At 71.7% G+C, this 17,051-nt stretch carries 16 protein-coding genes; 10 read left to right on the plus strand and 6 right to left on the minus strand.

Annotation, left to right across the window (positions count from 1 at the left end; translation table 11 throughout):
- Positions 1-108 precede the first annotated feature (108 nt).
- Positions 109-1,572: an alpha/beta hydrolase gene (locus tag ACTMTI_RS08780; RefSeq protein WP_441119390.1), complete on the minus strand. Its 1,464-nt coding sequence runs from the start codon at positions 1,570-1,572 to the stop codon at positions 109-111.
- 261 nt (positions 1,573-1,833) lie between these two features.
- Here ACTMTI_RS08780 and ACTMTI_RS08785 point away from each other — a divergent pair, with 261 nt between their 5' ends.
- Both ACTMTI_RS08785 and ACTMTI_RS08790 read left to right on the plus strand, forming a co-directional pair.
- Entirely contained in the window at positions 1,834-2,892 is a 1,059-nt protein-coding gene (locus ACTMTI_RS08785; RefSeq protein ID WP_441119391.1) for an LLM class flavin-dependent oxidoreductase, read from the plus strand.
- A 1-nt stretch (position 2,893) separates the two neighbouring features.
- Entirely contained in the window at positions 2,894-4,387 is a 1,494-nt protein-coding gene (locus ACTMTI_RS08790) for an AMP-binding protein (RefSeq protein WP_441119392.1), read from the plus strand.
- Here the strand turns inward: ACTMTI_RS08790 and ACTMTI_RS08795 are convergent, their stop codons facing one another.
- The gene (locus tag ACTMTI_RS08795) at positions 4,388-4,981 is read right to left on the minus strand and encodes a TetR/AcrR family transcriptional regulator (RefSeq protein ID WP_441119393.1); all 594 of its coding nucleotides are present in this window, start codon (positions 4,979-4,981) and stop codon (positions 4,388-4,390) included.
- Positions 4,982-5,072: 91 nt separating this feature from the next.
- Between ACTMTI_RS08795 and ACTMTI_RS08800 the strand changes: the two genes are divergently transcribed.
- Positions 5,073-6,212, plus strand: coding sequence for a cytochrome P450 (locus tag ACTMTI_RS08800; protein ID WP_441119394.1), 1,140 nt, complete (start codon positions 5,073-5,075; stop codon positions 6,210-6,212).
- On the opposite strand, the gene ACTMTI_RS08805 is transcribed toward ACTMTI_RS08800, so the two are convergent.
- Positions 6,199-6,366, minus strand: a complete 168-nt coding sequence (locus ACTMTI_RS08805; protein WP_441119396.1) for a hypothetical protein — start codon at positions 6,364-6,366, stop codon at positions 6,199-6,201. The genes ACTMTI_RS08800 and ACTMTI_RS08805 overlap by 14 nt on opposite strands.
- A 135-nt stretch (positions 6,367-6,501) precedes the next feature.
- Positions 6,502-7,410 (minus strand): cyclase family protein, encoded by a 909-nt coding sequence (locus tag ACTMTI_RS08810; RefSeq protein WP_441119398.1) that lies wholly within the window; start codon positions 7,408-7,410, stop codon positions 6,502-6,504.
- Between the two features lie 30 nt (positions 7,411-7,440).
- Here ACTMTI_RS08810 and ACTMTI_RS08815 point away from each other — a divergent pair, with 30 nt between their 5' ends.
- The gene (locus ACTMTI_RS08815; RefSeq protein ID WP_441119400.1) at positions 7,441-8,607 is read left to right on the plus strand and encodes a serine hydrolase domain-containing protein; all 1,167 of its coding nucleotides are present in this window, start codon (positions 7,441-7,443) and stop codon (positions 8,605-8,607) included.
- Between the two features lie 5 nt (positions 8,608-8,612).
- On the opposite strand, the gene ACTMTI_RS08820 is transcribed toward ACTMTI_RS08815, so the two are convergent.
- The gene (locus ACTMTI_RS08820) at positions 8,613-9,350 is read right to left on the minus strand and encodes an SDR family NAD(P)-dependent oxidoreductase (RefSeq protein WP_441119549.1); all 738 of its coding nucleotides are present in this window, start codon (positions 9,348-9,350) and stop codon (positions 8,613-8,615) included.
- Positions 9,350-9,940, minus strand: a complete 591-nt coding sequence (locus tag ACTMTI_RS08825; RefSeq protein WP_441119401.1) for an isochorismatase family protein — start codon at positions 9,938-9,940, stop codon at positions 9,350-9,352. The genes ACTMTI_RS08820 and ACTMTI_RS08825 overlap by 1 nt, the downstream gene beginning before the upstream one ends.
- A 161-nt stretch (positions 9,941-10,101) precedes the next feature.
- On the opposite strand from ACTMTI_RS08825, the gene ACTMTI_RS08830 reads away from it, so the two are divergent.
- From ACTMTI_RS08830 to ACTMTI_RS08855, 6 genes are read left to right on the plus strand one after another with little or no spacing between them, the layout of a single operon-like run.
- The gene (locus ACTMTI_RS08830; RefSeq protein ID WP_441119403.1) at positions 10,102-11,850 is read left to right on the plus strand and encodes a protein kinase domain-containing protein; all 1,749 of its coding nucleotides are present in this window, start codon (positions 10,102-10,104) and stop codon (positions 11,848-11,850) included.
- Between the two features lie 57 nt (positions 11,851-11,907).
- Positions 11,908-12,267, plus strand: coding sequence for a Zn-ribbon domain-containing OB-fold protein (locus ACTMTI_RS08835; protein WP_441119405.1), 360 nt, complete (start codon positions 11,908-11,910; stop codon positions 12,265-12,267).
- Positions 12,264-12,587 carry a VOC family protein gene (locus ACTMTI_RS08840; RefSeq protein WP_441119406.1) on the plus strand — a complete coding sequence of 108 codons (324 nt, stop codon included), beginning with the start codon at positions 12,264-12,266 and terminating at the stop codon, positions 12,585-12,587. Before ACTMTI_RS08835 ends, ACTMTI_RS08840 begins: the two co-directional genes overlap by 4 nt.
- A 15-nt stretch (positions 12,588-12,602) precedes the next feature.
- The gene (locus tag ACTMTI_RS08845) at positions 12,603-14,120 is read left to right on the plus strand and encodes a class I adenylate-forming enzyme family protein (RefSeq protein WP_441119408.1); all 1,518 of its coding nucleotides are present in this window, start codon (positions 12,603-12,605) and stop codon (positions 14,118-14,120) included.
- Positions 14,117-16,132: an acetate--CoA ligase family protein gene (locus tag ACTMTI_RS08850; protein ID WP_441119409.1), complete on the plus strand. Its 2,016-nt coding sequence runs from the start codon at positions 14,117-14,119 to the stop codon at positions 16,130-16,132. Before ACTMTI_RS08845 ends, ACTMTI_RS08850 begins: the two co-directional genes overlap by 4 nt.
- Positions 16,119-16,868: a glucose 1-dehydrogenase gene (locus ACTMTI_RS08855; RefSeq protein ID WP_441119410.1), complete on the plus strand. Its 750-nt coding sequence runs from the start codon at positions 16,119-16,121 to the stop codon at positions 16,866-16,868. Before ACTMTI_RS08850 ends, ACTMTI_RS08855 begins: the two co-directional genes overlap by 14 nt.
- The last annotated feature ends 183 nt before the right edge of the window (positions 16,869-17,051 follow it).

Consider the following 17,051-nt stretch of genomic DNA (forward strand, 5'->3'; position numbering starts at 1 on the left):
TCGACGCGAGAAACGCGTTCATCTCCTGCACCGCCGCACAGCCCGCGGCGCCTGCGCGGGCGGCGACCACAGTTCAAGACACCCACTACAACTATGCCGACTGCGGCACTAGCAGTTCTTGTCCCGGTGGGGCAGGTGTCCGGTGGTCAGGAAGGCGGTGACGGCCTGGTCGCCGCAGGCGTTGCCGTTGGCGAGGTAGACGCCGTGGCCGCCGGAGTCGACGCTGACCATGCGGGCCCGTTGCCCGAACGCCTGGCGCATCTTCAGCGCTCCGCTGTGGGGCGTGGCCGGGTCACGCAGGTTCTGGATGAGCAGCACGTTGGCGGGGCCGCGCGAGGTGACCCGCACGGGCGGCTCGGCGGGCTTGAACGGCCAGAACGCGCACGGCCCCATGTTGACGGGCATGCCCGCGGTCAGCGGGTGGGCGGCCCGGTCACGCGTCACCTGCCGCTGGTGCAGGCTGATCGAGGCCGGCCATGCGACGTCGTTGCACATGGTCGCGCCGGCGGTGGCGGCGGTGTTCTGCAGGGCGGCCGCCGGGGGTGTGTTCGCCGGGGGCAACTCGCCCGAGGTGCGGGCGGCCCGCATGAGGGCGGCGAGCATGGGGAAGTTCGCGTCGGAGTACAGGGCGTTGAGCATGGTCTCGCGCAGCAGGTTGCCGTTCAGTTCCGCGGGGTTGGCGCCCGGCCAGGGCAGCGGCTTGCGGTCCAGTTCGGCCGCGAGGTCGAGGAAGGTGCGGCGGACCGCCGCGGCGTCGGCGCCGAGGCCGTACTCGCCGTCACGGGCCGCGGCCCAGGCGGCGAAGTCGGGGAAGCGGTCTTCCACGCCGACGGCGTAGTTGGCCAGCCACTGCCGCGCCACCCGGCGCGGATCGGGGTCGTCGTTGCTGTCCAGGACGACCCGGTCGGTGCGCTGGGGGAACATGGTGGCGTAGACGGCACCCGCGTAGGTGCCGTAGGAGACGCCCCAGTAGGAGATCTTCTCCTCGCCCAGCGCCTGGCGGATCCGGTCGATGTCCCGGGCCTCGTTGCGGGTGCTGATGTGCCGGATGAGCGGCCCGCCGTTGCGGGCGCAGGCCTCGGCGATCCTCCGCGACCAGGCGGCGTTCTCGGCGATGCCGCCGTCGGCGTCGGGGTAGGGCTTCAGCTTGGTGAGTGAGAGATCACCGGCCTCCAAGCCGCATGAGACAGGCGAGCTCTGGCCCACACCGCGCGGGTCGAACCCGATGATGTCGTAGCGGTCGAGCACGTCCTGCGGCAGCTTCTTGACCAGGGTGCTGGGCCGGTTCAGGCCCGGGCTGCCCGGCCCGCCGGGGATGATCAGCAGCACGCCACGGCGCAACGCGGGCTTGGCGGTCTTGATCCGCGACACCGCCAGCGAGATCGTCGGCCCGCCGGACGCCTGGTAGTCCAGGGGAACCTGCAGGGTGGCGCATTCCTGCCGCACGTCCACGCCGGTCCCCGCGGGGCAGGCGCCCCACGCGGTGGCCGCCGCCTGGGCGGGGGTCACGAGGCCTGCGGCAAGGATGGCGGTGGACGCGCCGACGGCGGACAGTCTCACAAGGTTTCGCATCAAGGGGTCCTCTTCAGTGATCGTCTGGCTTGTGTCACCGACTCTGCCGAACCGCGGATCTCCGAACCAGGGACCGCGTCATCGAAGACCTATGACGTGATCACGAACCGGACAGGACGCCCAGTCAGCGCCATCGCGCGCCCTCCTCCGCACCGCGGCGCGGGCAAGTTTCGCGAGGCCTTGCTTTTGGCCTGGGGCTTCCACGGGCGGCCGTGGTACGCTCCCAAGCGAGCGCTTGGTTCAGACCCGAAGGGCCGCCGCATGAAGTTCTCGACCTTCCACCTCTTCCACCGTTTCGACGGCCAGAGCTTCAAGGACGTCTACGACTATCACCTGGAGCTCATCGAGCTGGCCGAGGAGCTGGGGTTCGACGGGGTACGGCTGGCCGAGCACCACTTCCGCGACTACGGCGTCGTCCCGAACCTGTTCACCATGCTCGCCCACGCCGCCGCCCGCACCTCCCGCCTCAGGCTGGGCACCGGCATCGTGGTGCTGCCCCTGCACAACCCGATCCACGTGGCCGAGGAGGCGGCGCAGGTTGACGTGCTGTCGGGCGGGCGGCTGGATCTGGGGATCGGGCGGGGATACCAGAGCTTCGAGTTCGAGGGGTTCGGGATCGACCTGGCGGAGGCGCGTGACCGGTTCAACGAGGCGCTCGAGGTCATCGTCGGGCTCTGGACGCAGGAGTCGTACCAGCACGAGGGGAAGTTCTACAAGACCGGCGCCGAGGTCTCGCTCGTGCCCAGGCCGCAGCAGGCCCCGCACCCGCCGCTGCACGTGGCCGCCGTCTCCCCCGAGACCGTGACCATGTACGCCGAGCGCGGGCTGCCCATCCTGGCCGATCCCGCGGCGACGTTCCGCAAGGTCGTCAAGGCCGCCGAGACCTGGCGGGAGACGGCCGCGCAGGCGGGGCATCCGGCGGGGGCCGACCTGGTGGTGGCGCGCAGCGTGTACGTGGCGCCGACGCTGGAGCAGGCGCGCGAGGACCAGGCGCGCTTCGAGGCGTCGTTCGACCGCTCGCGCATCTTCAACGAGAAGAGCGCCCCCATCGACCCCAAGACCGGCAAGGCCGCCCAGGGCTTCGAGTACTACCAGGACCGCTACCTCAAGGGCGGCTCGGTGTCGGCCGACTTCCGGTGGGAGCAACTGGAGGTCATCGGCGACCCGGCCCGGGTGATCGAGCAGATCGCGCTGCTCGAGGACGCCGGCTTCACGAACCTCCTGTGTGACTTCGGCAGCACCCGGCCGATGCCGCTGGAGGAGATGAAGCGGGTCATGCGCTTCTTCGCGACCGAAGTCATGCCGGCCTTTGGAGGCTGAAATGATCCACAGCCTGTCCCTGTCCGACGTCCTCGCCGACCACGCCCGCAGCCGCCCCCAGGTGACGGCGGTGGTGGACGGGGAGGTGCGGCTCACGTACCCGGCGCTGGACGACCGGGTGACCCGGCTGGCCTCGGCCCTGGCCGGGCTGGGGATCTCCGGCGGTGACCGGGTGCTGTGGCTGGGACAGAACTCGCATGCCGTGCTGGAGCTGCTGCTGGCCTGCTCCCGGCTGGGCGCGATCTTCTGCCCCGCCAACTGGCGGCAGTCGGAGGACGAGCTGCGCTTCGTGCTCACCGACCTCACCCCGGCGGCCGTCGTCTGGGAGCCGTCGGACGCCACCACTTCCCTGCGCGCCTCCGGAGCGGGGACGTGGGTGCAGGCCGGCGACGAGTACGAGGAGCTGGTCGCGAGCGGCACCTCACGCGAGTTCGCGCAGGTCGCCGACACCGAGCCGGTCCTGGCGCTCTACACCGCCGCCTTCGACGGCCGGCCCAGCGCCGCGCTGCTCAGCAGCGCCGCCCTCGTCGCGCACGCCACGTCCCTCCTCGTGGTCCGCCAGATGGAGCCGGACTTCACCTTCCTCAACAACGGCCCGCTCTTCCACGTCGGCACGATGATGTTCTGCCTGGCCACCCTCCAGATCGGCGGCACCAACGTCTTCACTCCGGCCTTCGACGCGGAGGAGGTCTGCCGGCTGATCGACGCCGAGAAGGTGACGCAGGCGTTCCTGTTCGGCCAGATGATCGACGCGCTGGTGCAGGCGAACGTGGGCGGCAAGTACGACCTGTCGTCGCTCAGGTTCGTCGCCCACTCGGCCGAATGGGACGACATGATCACGGTGGACGACTCGCCGTGGTGCCGGTCGAGGATGGGCGGGTACGGGCAGACCGAGGTCGGCGGCATGCTCACGTTCCTCGGGCTCGCCGAGGGCGGCGCGGGGTTCGCGGGCCGCCCGTCCCCGCTGGTCCAGGTACGCATCCTGGCCCCGGACGGCACCGAGTTGCCGGCGGGCGAGGTCGGGGAGATCTGCGCCAGGGGCAAGACCCTCTTTTCCGGATATTTCGCCCGTCCCGACTTAAATGAGGCTAAGTCGAGGAACGGCTGGCATCACACCGGCGACCTCGGCCGCCGCGAGCCCGACGGCACGATCACGTTCATCGGCCCCAAACTCCGCATGATCAAGTCCGGTGCCGAGAACATCTACCCGGCCGAGGTCGAACGCGCCCTCAAGTCCCACCCCGCCGTGGCCGACGCCGCGGTGATCGGCATCCCGGACCAGACCTGGCACCAGGCGGTCAAGGCCGTGGTGGCGCTCAAGCCGGACGCCACCGCCACGCAGGACGAGCTGGTCGAGCACGTCAAGGCGCAGCTGGCGTCGTACAAGAAGCCCAAGGAGGTGGCGTTCGTGGACACGATCCCCAAGCGCGGTTTCACTCCGGACTACGACGCACTGGACGCCGCCCACGGCGGCGGCAACTACCCGGGCCTGTGATCATTCCCTGCTGATCGGCAGGCCCGCGTCCAGGTGGGCAAGGGCCTGATCGAACTCGCCGACAGCGTCCAGCGCCGGATCCTTCACCCAGTCGAACCAGAGCGCGACCATCACGCCCGCGATGGCCCCGGTGACGTTGCGGATCTGCGGATCGCCGGGGTCGCGGCCCTCGCGTGCCGCCAGCTCGTCCCGCATCGTGGTGATGACGCTGCGGATGTTCTCCAGGCTCGCCGCCCACAGCTCGGGGACCGTGAGCATGAGCTTCTCCCGCTCCACGCTGTCGACGCGCTCCTCGGCCGTCTGGGCGGCCATCACCTCGAGCATGGCGGCGCGTACGGCCTGCACGGGGTTGAGCTCGGCCGGCACCGCCCGGAGCGCCTCGACGAAGGGCGGGAACTGGTCGACCAGCACCAGGTCCTCCTTCGTCGGGAAATAGCGGAAGACGGTGCTGGGCGCCACCTCCGCCGCCTCCGCGATCTGCTCGACCGTCGTCGCGGTGTACCCCTGATCGCGGAACAGCCGCAGCGCCTCCTTCTGGATCAGCGCCCTGGTCTTGGCCTTCTTCCGTTCCCGCAGGCCCGGTCGCTCGCTCATGACACCGCATTCTCCGGCTTCCACGGTCCGCTCACAAGAGATCACAATTTTTCGCTATACAACTCCGACTTGAGAGTCTACTCTCAAAATCATGCGACTTCCCATCGAGCGAGACCCGAAGTGTCCCTTCGACCCGCCGCCCGCCCTCCGAGGCCTGCCGCCGATGAGCCGCCTGGAGTTCGCGGACGGCCATCTGGGCTGGCTGGCCACCACGCTGGAGGCGGCCCGCGCGGTGCTCGGCGATCCGCGGTTCAGCGCCAGGCAGGAGCTCAAGCACGCCGCAGTGCGGTCCACGGTGCCTGGCGGGGCCGGGCGGCCCGCGCCGCCGGGCTTCTTCGCGGCCACCGATCCGCCCGAGCACACGCGCTACCGCCGCCTGCTCACCGGCCAGTTCACGGTGCGCAGGATGCGCGTGCTGGAACCGCGCATCGAGCGGATCGCCGCCGACCACCTCGACGCCATGGCCGCGGCCGGCCCCCCGGCCGATCTCGTGACCGCCTACGCGCTGCCGATTCCCTCGATGGTCATCTGCGAGTTGCTCGGCGTGCCGTACGAGGACCACGAGTTCTTCCAGGACCGCAGCCTCCAACTCCTCACACGGGGCGGCGATGTGGACAGGGCGACCGCCGACCTGGCCGCTTACCTGGGCGAGCTGGTGCGCCGCAAGCGGGCGGCGCCCGGCGACGACCTGATCAGCGGTCTGACCGGCGAGCTCACCGACGAGGAGCTGACCAACGTCGCGATGATCCTGCTCGTCGCCGGCCACGAGACCACCGCCAACATGCTGGCGCTCGGCGTGTTCGCAGTGCTGGAGGACGGGCGTCCGTACCAGGACGACGCGGTCGAGGAGTTGCTGCGCTGGCTGTCGATCCTGCATCTCGGCGCGCCCAGCAGGGCCGCGCTGGAGGACACGGAGGTGGCGGGTGTGCTGGTCAGGAAGGGCGAGACGGTGGCGCTGTCGCTACCGATGATCAACCGGGACCCGAACGTGTTCGAGGACCCGGACGCGCTCCGCCTCGACCGCCCGGAGGCGCGCAAGCATTTGAGCTTCGGGCACGGCGTCCACCAGTGCCTCGGGCAGCAGCTGGCCAGGATCGAGATGCAGATCGGCTACCGCATGCTGTTCGAGCGCTTCCCCCGCCTGCGGCTGGCCGTCCCCGCCACCGAGGTGCCGCTGAAGCACGACTCCGCGGCCTACGGGGTCACGAGCCTGCCGGTCACTTGGTCCTGATCCGCTCCAGGGCGTTGCCGCGGCATCCGGACGGCGTGTTCACCGGGTTGCGGCGGACCGTCGCGCCGCCCGGCAGCTCGGCCGTGTAGTCGCTGCCGCGCCTGGCCGACAACCCGATCACGGGGAAGCCGGGTGCTGACCATCTGCGCGCCACTGTCCAGCGCCGCCTGCAGCCTGCCCGTGTCGCCCGACCTGGCCTCGGCGAACGGCACGTCGGACCGGCTGCGTACGAGACGCGGCCGGCTCCGGCCAGCCGTGCTTGCGCACTGTCGCGAAATATGCGCGAATCTCACAGGATGGCCAGCGGCGTGACCGGGCTCCCCGTGCCACCCTCGATCCTGAGCGGCGCCACCACGAACACGAACTCCGCCCTCGCGGCCGCCGCCAGTTCCTCCAGCCACAGCATCTCGATCAGGTGGATGCCGTGCCGGTGCAGCAGGATGAGATGCAGGTCGTCGGCGAGCGTCTCGTCGGCGAGTCCCCGGACGTTCAGACCGCCGATCGCGGCGTTGTCGGAGGCCACGACTGACACGTCATGCGCCGCCAGCCAGCGCCCCGCCTCCGCCGACAACCCGGGCTGGCCCGACCAGTACTCCTCCTTCGACCGCTCCCACACCAGCGGCCACCCGGTACGGATCACCGCCACGTCCCCCGGCCGCGGTGTGGCGATCTCCTCCAGGAGCCCGGCCGCGATGCGGTGGCCGGCGGGCAGGTGGTCGAGGCCGAGATGCCGGGGCACGTCGAACAGAACCCCTCTGGCCACCACACCGCCCACGTGCTCGATGCCGCACCGGGTGGCGCCGTACGAGCGGACCCGGGCGGCCGGGTGGCCGTTGTAGAGCCGGTCGCCGGACCACATATGGCACAGCGCGTCCATGTGGGTGGTGGTGCCGTGCGCGGTGACGACCAGGGCGTCGTCGGCCACGCACAGGCCCTCGCCGATGGGCCGGGCGCCGGCCGCGTAGTCGCCGCCGTCGACGGACATGAAGTGCTGCGGCAGCGGGCGGCCGCGCAGGTGCGGGACCGTCGTGGGGGCGGGCGAGGACGTGGCGCCCCTGATCGGCATGGCCAGGCTGAGCACCTCGCCGGTGGTGGCGGCGCGCAGCGCGTCGAGGACCACGGCGGGGGTCAGCAGGTTCAGGGTGCCCCGCTGATCGTCTGGGCCGAATCGTCCCCAGTTGTTAGGCTCGTTAACCAAGTAAGCGCTTCCTTTCACTGCGGAGGTCTGATGCACTGCGATCCTCGGTTCTCCCGCGTGCGCGAGGTGTTCGAGCGGCATTTCGCCGACGGCGAGGAACTGGGTGCGGCCTTCGCCGTCTACCTGGACGGCGAGCTGGTGGTGGACCTGTGGGACGGGGTCGCCGACCGGCACACGGGGCGGCGCTGGGAGCACGACACCCCCGCCTTCGCCTACTCCTGCACCAAGGCGATCACCGCCACCGTGCTGCTGCAGCTCGTGGAGCGGGGGCTCGTGGAGGTGTCCGCGCCGGTGGCGGACGTGTGGCCGGAGTTCGCGGCCCGCGGCAAGGGCGCGATCACCATCGAGCAACTGCTCACCCACCAGTGCGGGCTGCCGGTGATCGAGGAGCCGGTGCCGGTCGAGGAGTTCGAGGACCACGCGGCGATCGCGGCCAGGCTCGCCGATCAGGCGCCGATCTGGGAGCCGGGGTCTGCGCACGGCTATCACGCCCTGACGTACGGGTTCCTGGTCGGCGAGGTGATCAGACGGGTGACCGGGAAATCGGTGGGTGACCTGGTGGCCGCGGAGATCGCCGGGCCGCTGGGGCTGGAGCTGTGGGTGGGCGCGCCGGACGACGCGATCGCCCGGGCCGCCCGGCTCAAGGCAGGCGAACGCCCCCAGGCCCTCACCGTCACGGAGAGCAGCCTGCCCACAGGCGGACGAGTGGAGGACGTGCTCGGCGCGATGACGAGGGCGGCGGTGGATCCGCAGAGCCTGATGAACCGGGGGCTCGGCAACCCCGGCATGCACCTCCTCAAAGGCGGCGCCAACAACCCGGTCATCCTGCGCGCCGGCTGGCCCGCGGCCGGACTGGTCACCACGGCCAGGGGCCTGGCCGGGTTCTACCGGGCGCTGATCGCCGGTGACCTGCTCCGCCCGGAGACTCTGGAAGACGCCGTACGCACCCGCGTGCACGGCCCCGACCGCGTGCTGTTCCTGGACACCGCGTTCGGGCTCGGCTACATGCGGCCGTCGGTCACGTTCCTGATGCCGTCGGAGACCGCTTTCGGCCACTCGGGCCTGGGCGGCTCCATCGGCATGGGCGACCCGGCGCGGGGCCTCGCCATCGCGTACGTCATGAACAAGATGGCCAACGCGATCTCCGGCAACCTGCGCGGCATCCGCCTGGTGGAGGCCGTCTACAGCGCGCTCTGAAGAGTTCACTGCATCGTCACGCCGCCGCTCACCGACAGCGTCTGGCCGGTGATGTAGGCGGCGCGGTCCGTACACAGGAAGGCGACCAGCCCCGCCACGTCGGCGGGCGTGCCGAGGCGGCGCAGCGGGATGCCGCGCGCGATCTTGTCGACCAGCCCCGGCTCGCCCGCCGACACCCGGCGCAGCATGGGCGTGTCGGTGGGGCCGGGGCAGACCACGTTGGCGGTGACCTGCGCCTTGGCCGCCTCGCGGGCGAGCGTCTTGGCGAGGCCGAACAGCCCGGCCTTGGTGGCCGCGTACGCGCCCTCGCCACCGGACCCGGCCCTGGCGCCGTCGGAGGAGATGAACACCAGCCGTCCCCATCCCCTGGCCATCATGCCCGGCAGCAGCAGCTTGGTCAGCAGCATCGGTCCCCGCAGGTTGACCTGCCACATGAGGTCCCAGTCCGCCGGGTCACTCTCGGCGAAGGGCGCCACGATCGCCACCCCGGCGTTGTGCACCAGCACGTCCACGGCTCCCACGGCGCCGCAGAACTCCTCGACGGACGCGGGCGAGGTCAGGTCCAGGGCCGCGGCCCGCGCTCCCGGCAGGCCCGCGGCCGCCTTCTCCGCGTTCGGCAGGTCCACGTCCGCGAGCACCACCCGCGCCCCGAGCGCGGCCAGGTCGGTCGCGATGGCCGCGCCGATCGCGCCCGCTCCCCCGGTGACCACCGCCACGCGGCCGTCCAGCCGCAACCCGTCCATCATTTCCATGCCTCGACCAGGTCCGCGGTGGTGGCGCGGGTGGCGAGGAGCGCGATCGTGTTCCTCAGCACGGCCTGCGCGTAGTCCTCAGGGATGCCCGCCACCGCGTCCGTGACCACCGTCACCCGATAACCCAGGTTGACCGCTTCCAGCGCCAGCCCCGGGATGCCCAGGTTGAGCGAGACGCCCACGGCGACCACTGCCGAGACGCCCAGCGAGCGCAGCGTCATGTCGAGGGAGGTGCCGGTGAACGGGGAGAAGCCGTGGTGGCGCCGGCTCTCCAAGTCGGTGGGATCGCGCAGCTCGGGCAGGACCTCGACGGCGGCCGTGCCCTCCAGCATGTGCTCCGGGTCCTTGAGCAGGGAGACGATGAAGGGGCAGTTGGCGGTGTGCGAGCCGGCCCGGTCGGGGCGGAAGGCGGCGGTGCAGTGGATCACCGGGATCCCGGCCGTCCGGGCCGTATGGAGCAGCCGGGCGGAGTTCGCCACGACGTCGTGGCGGTCGCAGGCGGCCACCAGGTCCGGAAATTTCGTGAGATCGCCGATGACGCCCCGCTGCATCTCCATCACCAGCACGGCCACGCGCTCCACAGGCGACCTCCACAGATTTAGCCGAGCGCTTGCTTGGGCACCTGATCGTATCACCCACCACACAACGTCATTCAGTCCTAACCCAGGGCGAAATATGTTCACTCGTGACAACCCGCACCCCGGGTGAGACCGTCAAATCGAAGACGGCTGCCACTTGGGGGTTGGACTTGGTCCCTGGTTACCGCGAAGTTCGCCAGCTCGGCGCCGGCCACACCGGCCGCGTGTTCCTCGCCACCTACCAGTCGACCGGCGCCTACGTGGCGATCAAATACCTGAACGCCACCCTGCGCAGGGACGCCGAGTTCATGGACCGCTTCCGGTCGGACACCCACCAGCTCGTCGAGATCGACGACCCGAACGTGGTCCGGCTCTACGAGTACGTCGAGACGCCGACCCGGGCCGCCGTCGTCATGGAGCTGGTGGACGGCGTGTCGCTGCGCACATTGCTGGCCGAGCACGGCGGGACCAGCCCCGAGGCCGCCCTGGCCGTGCTGAAGAGCACGCTGCTGGCCCTGGCCGCGGCGCATGAGAAGGGCGTGCCGCACCGCGACGTCAAGCCGGAGAACGTGCTGGTCCAGGCGGACGGCACCACCAAGCTGGCGGACTTCGGCGTGGTCGTGCACGCTGAGGAGCCGGGCGTGCCCGCGGGCAGCCCTGAGTACATGTCGCCCGAGCTGTGGACCCAGCACCGCGCCGGGCCGCCCGCCGACCTGTACGCGGCCGCGTGCGTGCTGTTCGAGGCGGTCAAGGCCCGGCCGCCGTTCCGCGCGTACAAGGAGGGCGCGGACGGCGAGCTCGACGTCCCCGCGACGCGGGACCGGCACCTGGTGGAGCCGGTGCCGCTGGAGGTGGTTCCGGACGCCCTGCGCGACCTGCTCAGGCAGGGGCTGGCCAAGGACCCGGCGGCCAGATACGCCTCCGCCCGGCAGTTCGCCGCGGAGCTGGAGGAGGACGCGGCCGCCGGATACGGCCCCGACTGGGAGAAGCGCGGGCGGCGCCATTTAGCCGAGCTGGCCACGCTGCTCGCCCTCCGCTTCCCCCTGGCCAGGACGGACGACGCGACCTCAGCCCCGATCAGGCTGCGCGAGCGGGTCATGAGCCTGCCCAGGCTGCCGCCGCACCTGTGGGTAGCGGGCGCGACGGTCGTCGCCGTGGCGATCGCGCTCGTACTGTCGGGCGGCCGGCTGCCGCCGGGTCCCGGCGCGATCCTGATGCCGCCGCCGGAGGCGAAGAGCGAGCCCGAGCCCTCCCAGACCGGCGCCACCACCCCCAGCCCGACCAGGACGACCGCCGCCCCCAAGCGCACCGCCGCCGCCGTCACTCCCACGCCACCGCCGCCCGCCGGGACACCGCCATCGCCGCCCGCCGGGACACCGCCATCGCCGCCCACCGGGCGCGGGGCCGGGACCCCTGTGCCGGCTCCCGCCGTGCACGCGGCCGGCATCGTCCAGTGGAGCGGCACGAACGGCTCGATCACGGTCTCGGCGAGCGGCCCGGGACCGGTGCGGCTGCGGATCTCGTACACGCGCCGTGACGGCGACGACGCCCCGGCCAGGACGGTACGGCGGGAGACCCGCACGCTACGCGGCGACACGCTCTACACCAGCGGGGTTACGCATGACCCCGGGGACGTCGCATGCGGCAGGACGGCGTATGTCGGGATCCTGGTCATGACGGAGCCCGCGTCGGGCAACGGGCCGCAGGTCAGCGAGGCGGCCGTGCACGGACCCGCGTGCGCCGCCCCCACGCCCAGCCCTACGACCACGCCGACCGTGGAGCGCAGCACGCCGACCGTCGGTACGCCCACGCCATCGGGCTCGGCACCCTCGGACGGCTCGCTCGCGCGGCAGCCCGGCGGTCCGGCGACCTCGGCCCCTGAGCCTGATGGCGGGGCGCCGCCGGCTCCATGACGGTGCGAGGTCGCGGACCCTTGCCGGGTAACCAAGCGTGCGCTAGCTTGGCAAGCGATGAGCGCCGACATCTCTGCCTACCGGGCCGCCTGCGGGCGCGGCGAGCTGGTCATCCAGCGCTGTACGTCCTGCGACCGGCGCGTCCACCTCCCCGAGGCGGCCTGCCCCTGGTGCGGCGGCGACCTCGGCTTCGAGCCGGTCTCCGGCGAGGGCGTGGTGCACACGTTCACGGTCGTGCACCGCTCGTTCGCGCCCGGCTACCGAGGGCGGGAGCCGTACGTGATGGCCTGGGTGGACCTGCCGGAGGGCGCCCGTGCGTTCGGGCACGTGGTGGGGTGCGCGCCCGACGAGGTACGCATCGGGATGCCGGTGCGGGTGACGTTCGTGGACGGACTGCCCCATTGGAGGCCCGCATGAAGCTCGGCAATGTGCTGATTCCGGTCACCGACCTGGACGAGGCGATCGCCTTCTACGGATTGCCGGTGAAGTTCCGCGACGGCGACAGGTTCGCGGCGCTGGACGGCGGCGGGGTCACCGTGGCGCTGGCCGGGCCGGCCGAGCACGTCACCGCTTCGGCGGCGCCGTCGTACAAGGTGGACGACGTGGCGCTGGCCGTGCGGGAGATGACGGGGCGCGGTGCCGAGGTGGTGCGCGGGCCCGAGGAAGGGCCGCACGAGAGGCGGGCCGTGCTGCGCGATCCCTCAGGAAACGTCTTCGTGCTCTATTCGCCCCTTTGACCTGGAGGCACCCCCATGGCGCGATCACCTTACGGCAACTACGGCCACGCGATACTGACCGCCGGAGCGCAGCGCACGCCCGACCGGGTGGCGCTGACGTACTGCGGCGAGCAGAGCTTCACCTACGACGAGCTGAACCAGAACGTCAACCGCCGCGCGAACGCCCTGCTCGCGGCCGGGATCACGCCGGGGCGGCGGGTGGCGGCGCTGCTCAACGAGACGCTGCTGGTGGCCGAGGTCTACCTGGCGCAGGCCAAGATCGGGGCGGTGACGGCGGCGCTGAACCCGTACTGGCCGGCGGAGACGCTGCGGGACGTGGTAGCCGCCTCGGGGTGCACGGCGTTCATCTACGACGCGACGGTCGAGCAGGTGGTCGAGCAGATCAAGGGGTCGCTGCCGGACGTGACCACGTGGCTCGACGCGCGGGAGCTGACGGCCGGCCCGGAGGAGCCGCCCCTGGGCGGCTGGTACGACGACCCGCTCGCGCTCTACTACACCTCGGGCACGACCGGGCTGCCGAAGGCCGTCGTGCACACGCACGCGTCGTCGCTGGCGACCGCGCAGATCTGGCTCGACGTGCCGCGCGGCCCGGACTCGGTGTTCGGCACCGGCGCGATCATCTGGGGCATCGGCTTCCCCGCCATCGCCGGCCCGGCGCTGTACGCCGGGATGCGGCTGGTGCTGGAGCAGGACTGGGGCCCGGCGAACTTCCTGCGCGTGGTCCCGCGCCAACGCGTCACGCATGTGTCGCAGATCCCCTCGTTCTACGCGGCCCTGCTGGGCTCGCCGGAGCACGAGGGCGTGGATCTGTCCTCCATCCAGGTGATCATGCTGGGCGGGGAGCCGCTGACGGCGACCATGCTGGACCGGATCAAGGCCCGGCTGCCGCAGGCGGGCGTCTACTCGTACTACGGGCAGACCGAGGCTCCGTACACGTGCATGGGGCGGGTGGACGACGGCTCGACGCCGCTGGGGTCCTCGGGACGTGCCCGTACGGGGAACGCGGTGCGGATCACCGACCCGCGGGGGAACCGGGTGATCGGCGAGGTCGGCGAGATCAACCTGGCCGGGCCGCACCGGATGGCCGGCTACGACGGCCTGCCGGACAAGACCGCGGAGGTGCTGCGCGGCGAGTGGTACGTCGGCGGCGACCTCGGCACCCTCTCCGCCGACGGCGTGCTGCGCGTGCTGGGCCGGCGAGAGGACTCGATACTCAAGACCGGCGTGTGGACGCAGCCGGCCACGATCGAGGAGGCCGCGGCGGCGCTGGACGGGGTGGCCGAGGCCGGCGCGGTCGGCGTCCCCGAGGGGGCGGCCGACCAGCGGATCCTGCTGGCCGTCGTGCCGCGCGCCGGGCACACACTGGACGCGTCCAAGCTGGCGCTCGCCCTGGCCGACACGCTGCCCGCCCATCAGCGGCCCGACCACATCGTGGTGGCCGACGAGCTGCCGCACGCCCAGGACGCCTCGGGCGGTCCCGGCAAGCTGCTGCGCCGGGAGATCCGCGAGCAGCACGGGCATCTGCTCGGGTGAGCGTTCACGAGCACGAGGTCAAGGCGCTGCTGGCCGGCGCGGGGGTGGCGGTCCCGCGCGGGGTGGTGGTCGGGGACGACGGCTTCGACCGGGCGCGGGAGCTGGCCGAGCCGCTGGTGCTGAAGGCGTTCGGCCCCGGCCTGGTGCACAAGTCGGACGCCGGGGCGGTGCTGCTCGGCCTGCGCGCGGCGGACCTGCCGTCGGCGGCCGCGGACATGCGCTCCCGGCTGCCGGATCTCGCGGGCTTCCTCGTCGAGGAGCAGGCCGCCGCCGGGGTCGAGCTCATCGTGGGGCTGGTCGGAGACCCGGGGTTCGGGCCCGTGCTGCTCGCCGGTCTCGGCGGGGTGTGGACCGAGGCGCTGCGGGACACGGCGCTGCGGCTCTGCCCGGTGTCGGAGTCCGGCGCGCGCCGCATGCTGGCGTCGCTGCGCGGGGCTCCCCTTCTGTACGGGCACCGCGGCGCCCCGCCCGTGGACGTGGACGCCCTGGTCAAGCTGCTCATGACGGTCGGCGGACCCGGCGGCCTGTGGGAACGCCTGGAGCTGGGCGAGTTCGAGCTGAACCCGGTCATCGCCACGCCGTCGGGCGTGACGGCCGTCGACGCCCGCTACCTCCCCGCCGAGTCCCCTGCGCCGGTCGCGCACCGGGCGCCCGCGGACTTCCTGCCGCTCTTCGAGCCCAGGGCGGTGGCGGTCGTCGGGGCCTCCAGCAGCAGGCCGAACTTCGGGAACATGTTCCTCGACTTCTACAAGGCCGCGGGCGTCCCGCTGGTCGCCGTACATCCCGAGGCGGACGAGGTGGCCGGGGTGCCCGCGGTGCCCTCGCTGGCGTCGGCCGACGTGGACTACGCGCTGGTCGCCGTGCCCGCCGAGCGCTGCCCGGAGGTGGTCGGGCAGGCCGCCGGGGTGCCGTTCGTCCAGGTGATGAGCGGCGGTTTCGGGGAGGCGGGGCGACCGGAGCTGGAAGCCGAGCTGGTCGACGCCGCCAGAGCGGCGGGGACACGGCTGCTGGGGCCCAACTGCATGGGCGTCTACTGCCCCCGTGGCCGGCAGACCTTCGTCGGCGGTGGGCTGGGACCCGCGGGCTCGGTCGCGCTGATCTCGCAGAGCGGCGGGCTCGCCGGTGAGGTGATCAAGGTCGGCGAGCGGCGCGGGCTGGCGTTCAGCCGGGTCGCCACCGTGGGGAACGCCGCCGACGTGACCCCGGCCGAGCTGCTGCGCTGGCTCGCCCGCGACCCGGAGACGCAAGCCGTGGGCCTCTACCTGGAGGATCCGCGCGGCGGCCGGGAGCTGTACGAGGCGCTGAGCGCCGCCGAGCTGCCCGTGGTGCTGCTGGTCGGCGGGCGCAGCGGTCAAGGGCGGCGGGCGGCCGTCTCGCACACCGGCGGCATGGTGAGCGACCTGCGGATCTGGGAGGCGATGGCCGAGCAGGCGGGGGTCACGCTGGTGGCCGGGCAGGACGACCTGATCGGGGTGCTGGCCTACTTCCAGGCACACGGCTCACGGGCGGTGGACGGAGACCAGGTGCTGGTGGTCGGGCCGAGCGGCGGCGCCGGCGTGCTGGCCGCGGACGCGTTCGACCGGGCCGGGGTGCGCCTCGATCCCTTGCCCGAAGACGCGCTGGGCGGGCTCGGGGTGGCCGCGGCGGGCAATCCGCTCGAGGTGCCCGTCGGGCCTCGCGGGCGTCCAGGGCTCGTTCCCGAGGTGATCGGCGCGCTCGTCCGGCACCGGCCGTACGCGGACGTGGTGGTGCACGTGAACGTCCAGGCCTTCTTCACGTACGGCGACGCCGCCGAGCCGCTGTACGCCTACGCGCGGGCGCTCGGCGGCGCCCAGGAAGCGCTGCCGCGCACCAGGATCACGCTCGTCACCAGGAACGGCGAGTGCGCGCCCGCCGGGGTCGAGGACGAGGTGAGGCGGATCGCGGGGGCGGCGGGCATCCCCGTCTACCGGACCATGGAGGCGGCCGCGGTGGCCGTCGCGGCAGGAGGAAGACGACATGGGACTGCTTGACGGCAAGGTCGCGCTGATCACCGGCGGGGCGCGGGGCATGGGGGCGGCGCACGTGCGGCTGTTCCTGGAGGAGGGCGCGCGGGTGGTGTTCGGCGACGTGCTGGACGAGGAGGGCAAGGCGCTGGCGGAGGAGACCGGCGCCACGTACGTCCATCACGACGTACGGAGCCTGACCGAGTGGGAGCGCGCGGTGGCGACGGCCGTGGACTTACACGGCAAGCTGAATGTACTGGTCAACAACGCCGGGATCCTGAAATTTCGTCGTATCCAGGACATGTCGGCCGAGGACTTCGACCGGGTGATCGACATCAACCTCAAGGGCGCCTGGCTGGGGATCAAGTCGGTGATCGAGCCCATGAAGGCCGCCGGACGAGGCGCGATCGTGAACATCTCCTCGATCGAGGGCTTCATCGGCGCCGAGGGGCTGTCGGCGTACGCGGCCTCGAAGTTCGCGATCCGGGGCATCACCAAGTCTGCGGCACGGGAGCTGGCCAGGTTCAAGATCCGGGTGAACTCGGTGCACCCGGGAGCGATCAACACCTCGATGGCCCTGGACCCGGACATGATGGCCGAGGTCGACGCCGAGACCTTCATGAAGTCCATGGTCATCAAGCGCTTCGCCAAGCCGGTGGAGGTCTCGCACGTGGTGGCGTTCCTGGCCTCGGACCGGGCCAGTTACTGCACGGGGAGCGAGTTCACCGTGGACGGCGGGCTGACGACGGGGGCCGGATACTGAAAGTAGATCGAACTATAGCCATTAGGTAGATCTTTTTGGGTTAAACCGCCCTCGCTTGGACATTTCTGGCAGCATCTCTGACCTGGGATTACCATGCCAGCCGAAGGCTTGACCCTCCCTTGGGGCGTACATGACCTGGGGTTACGGCACGGTAGCCTCACTCCTCACGGAAGAAGACAAGCC

The organism is Nonomuraea sp. H19, from assembly GCF_052068215.1.
Taxonomy (GTDB): domain Bacteria; phylum Actinomycetota; class Actinomycetes; order Streptosporangiales; family Streptosporangiaceae; genus Nonomuraea.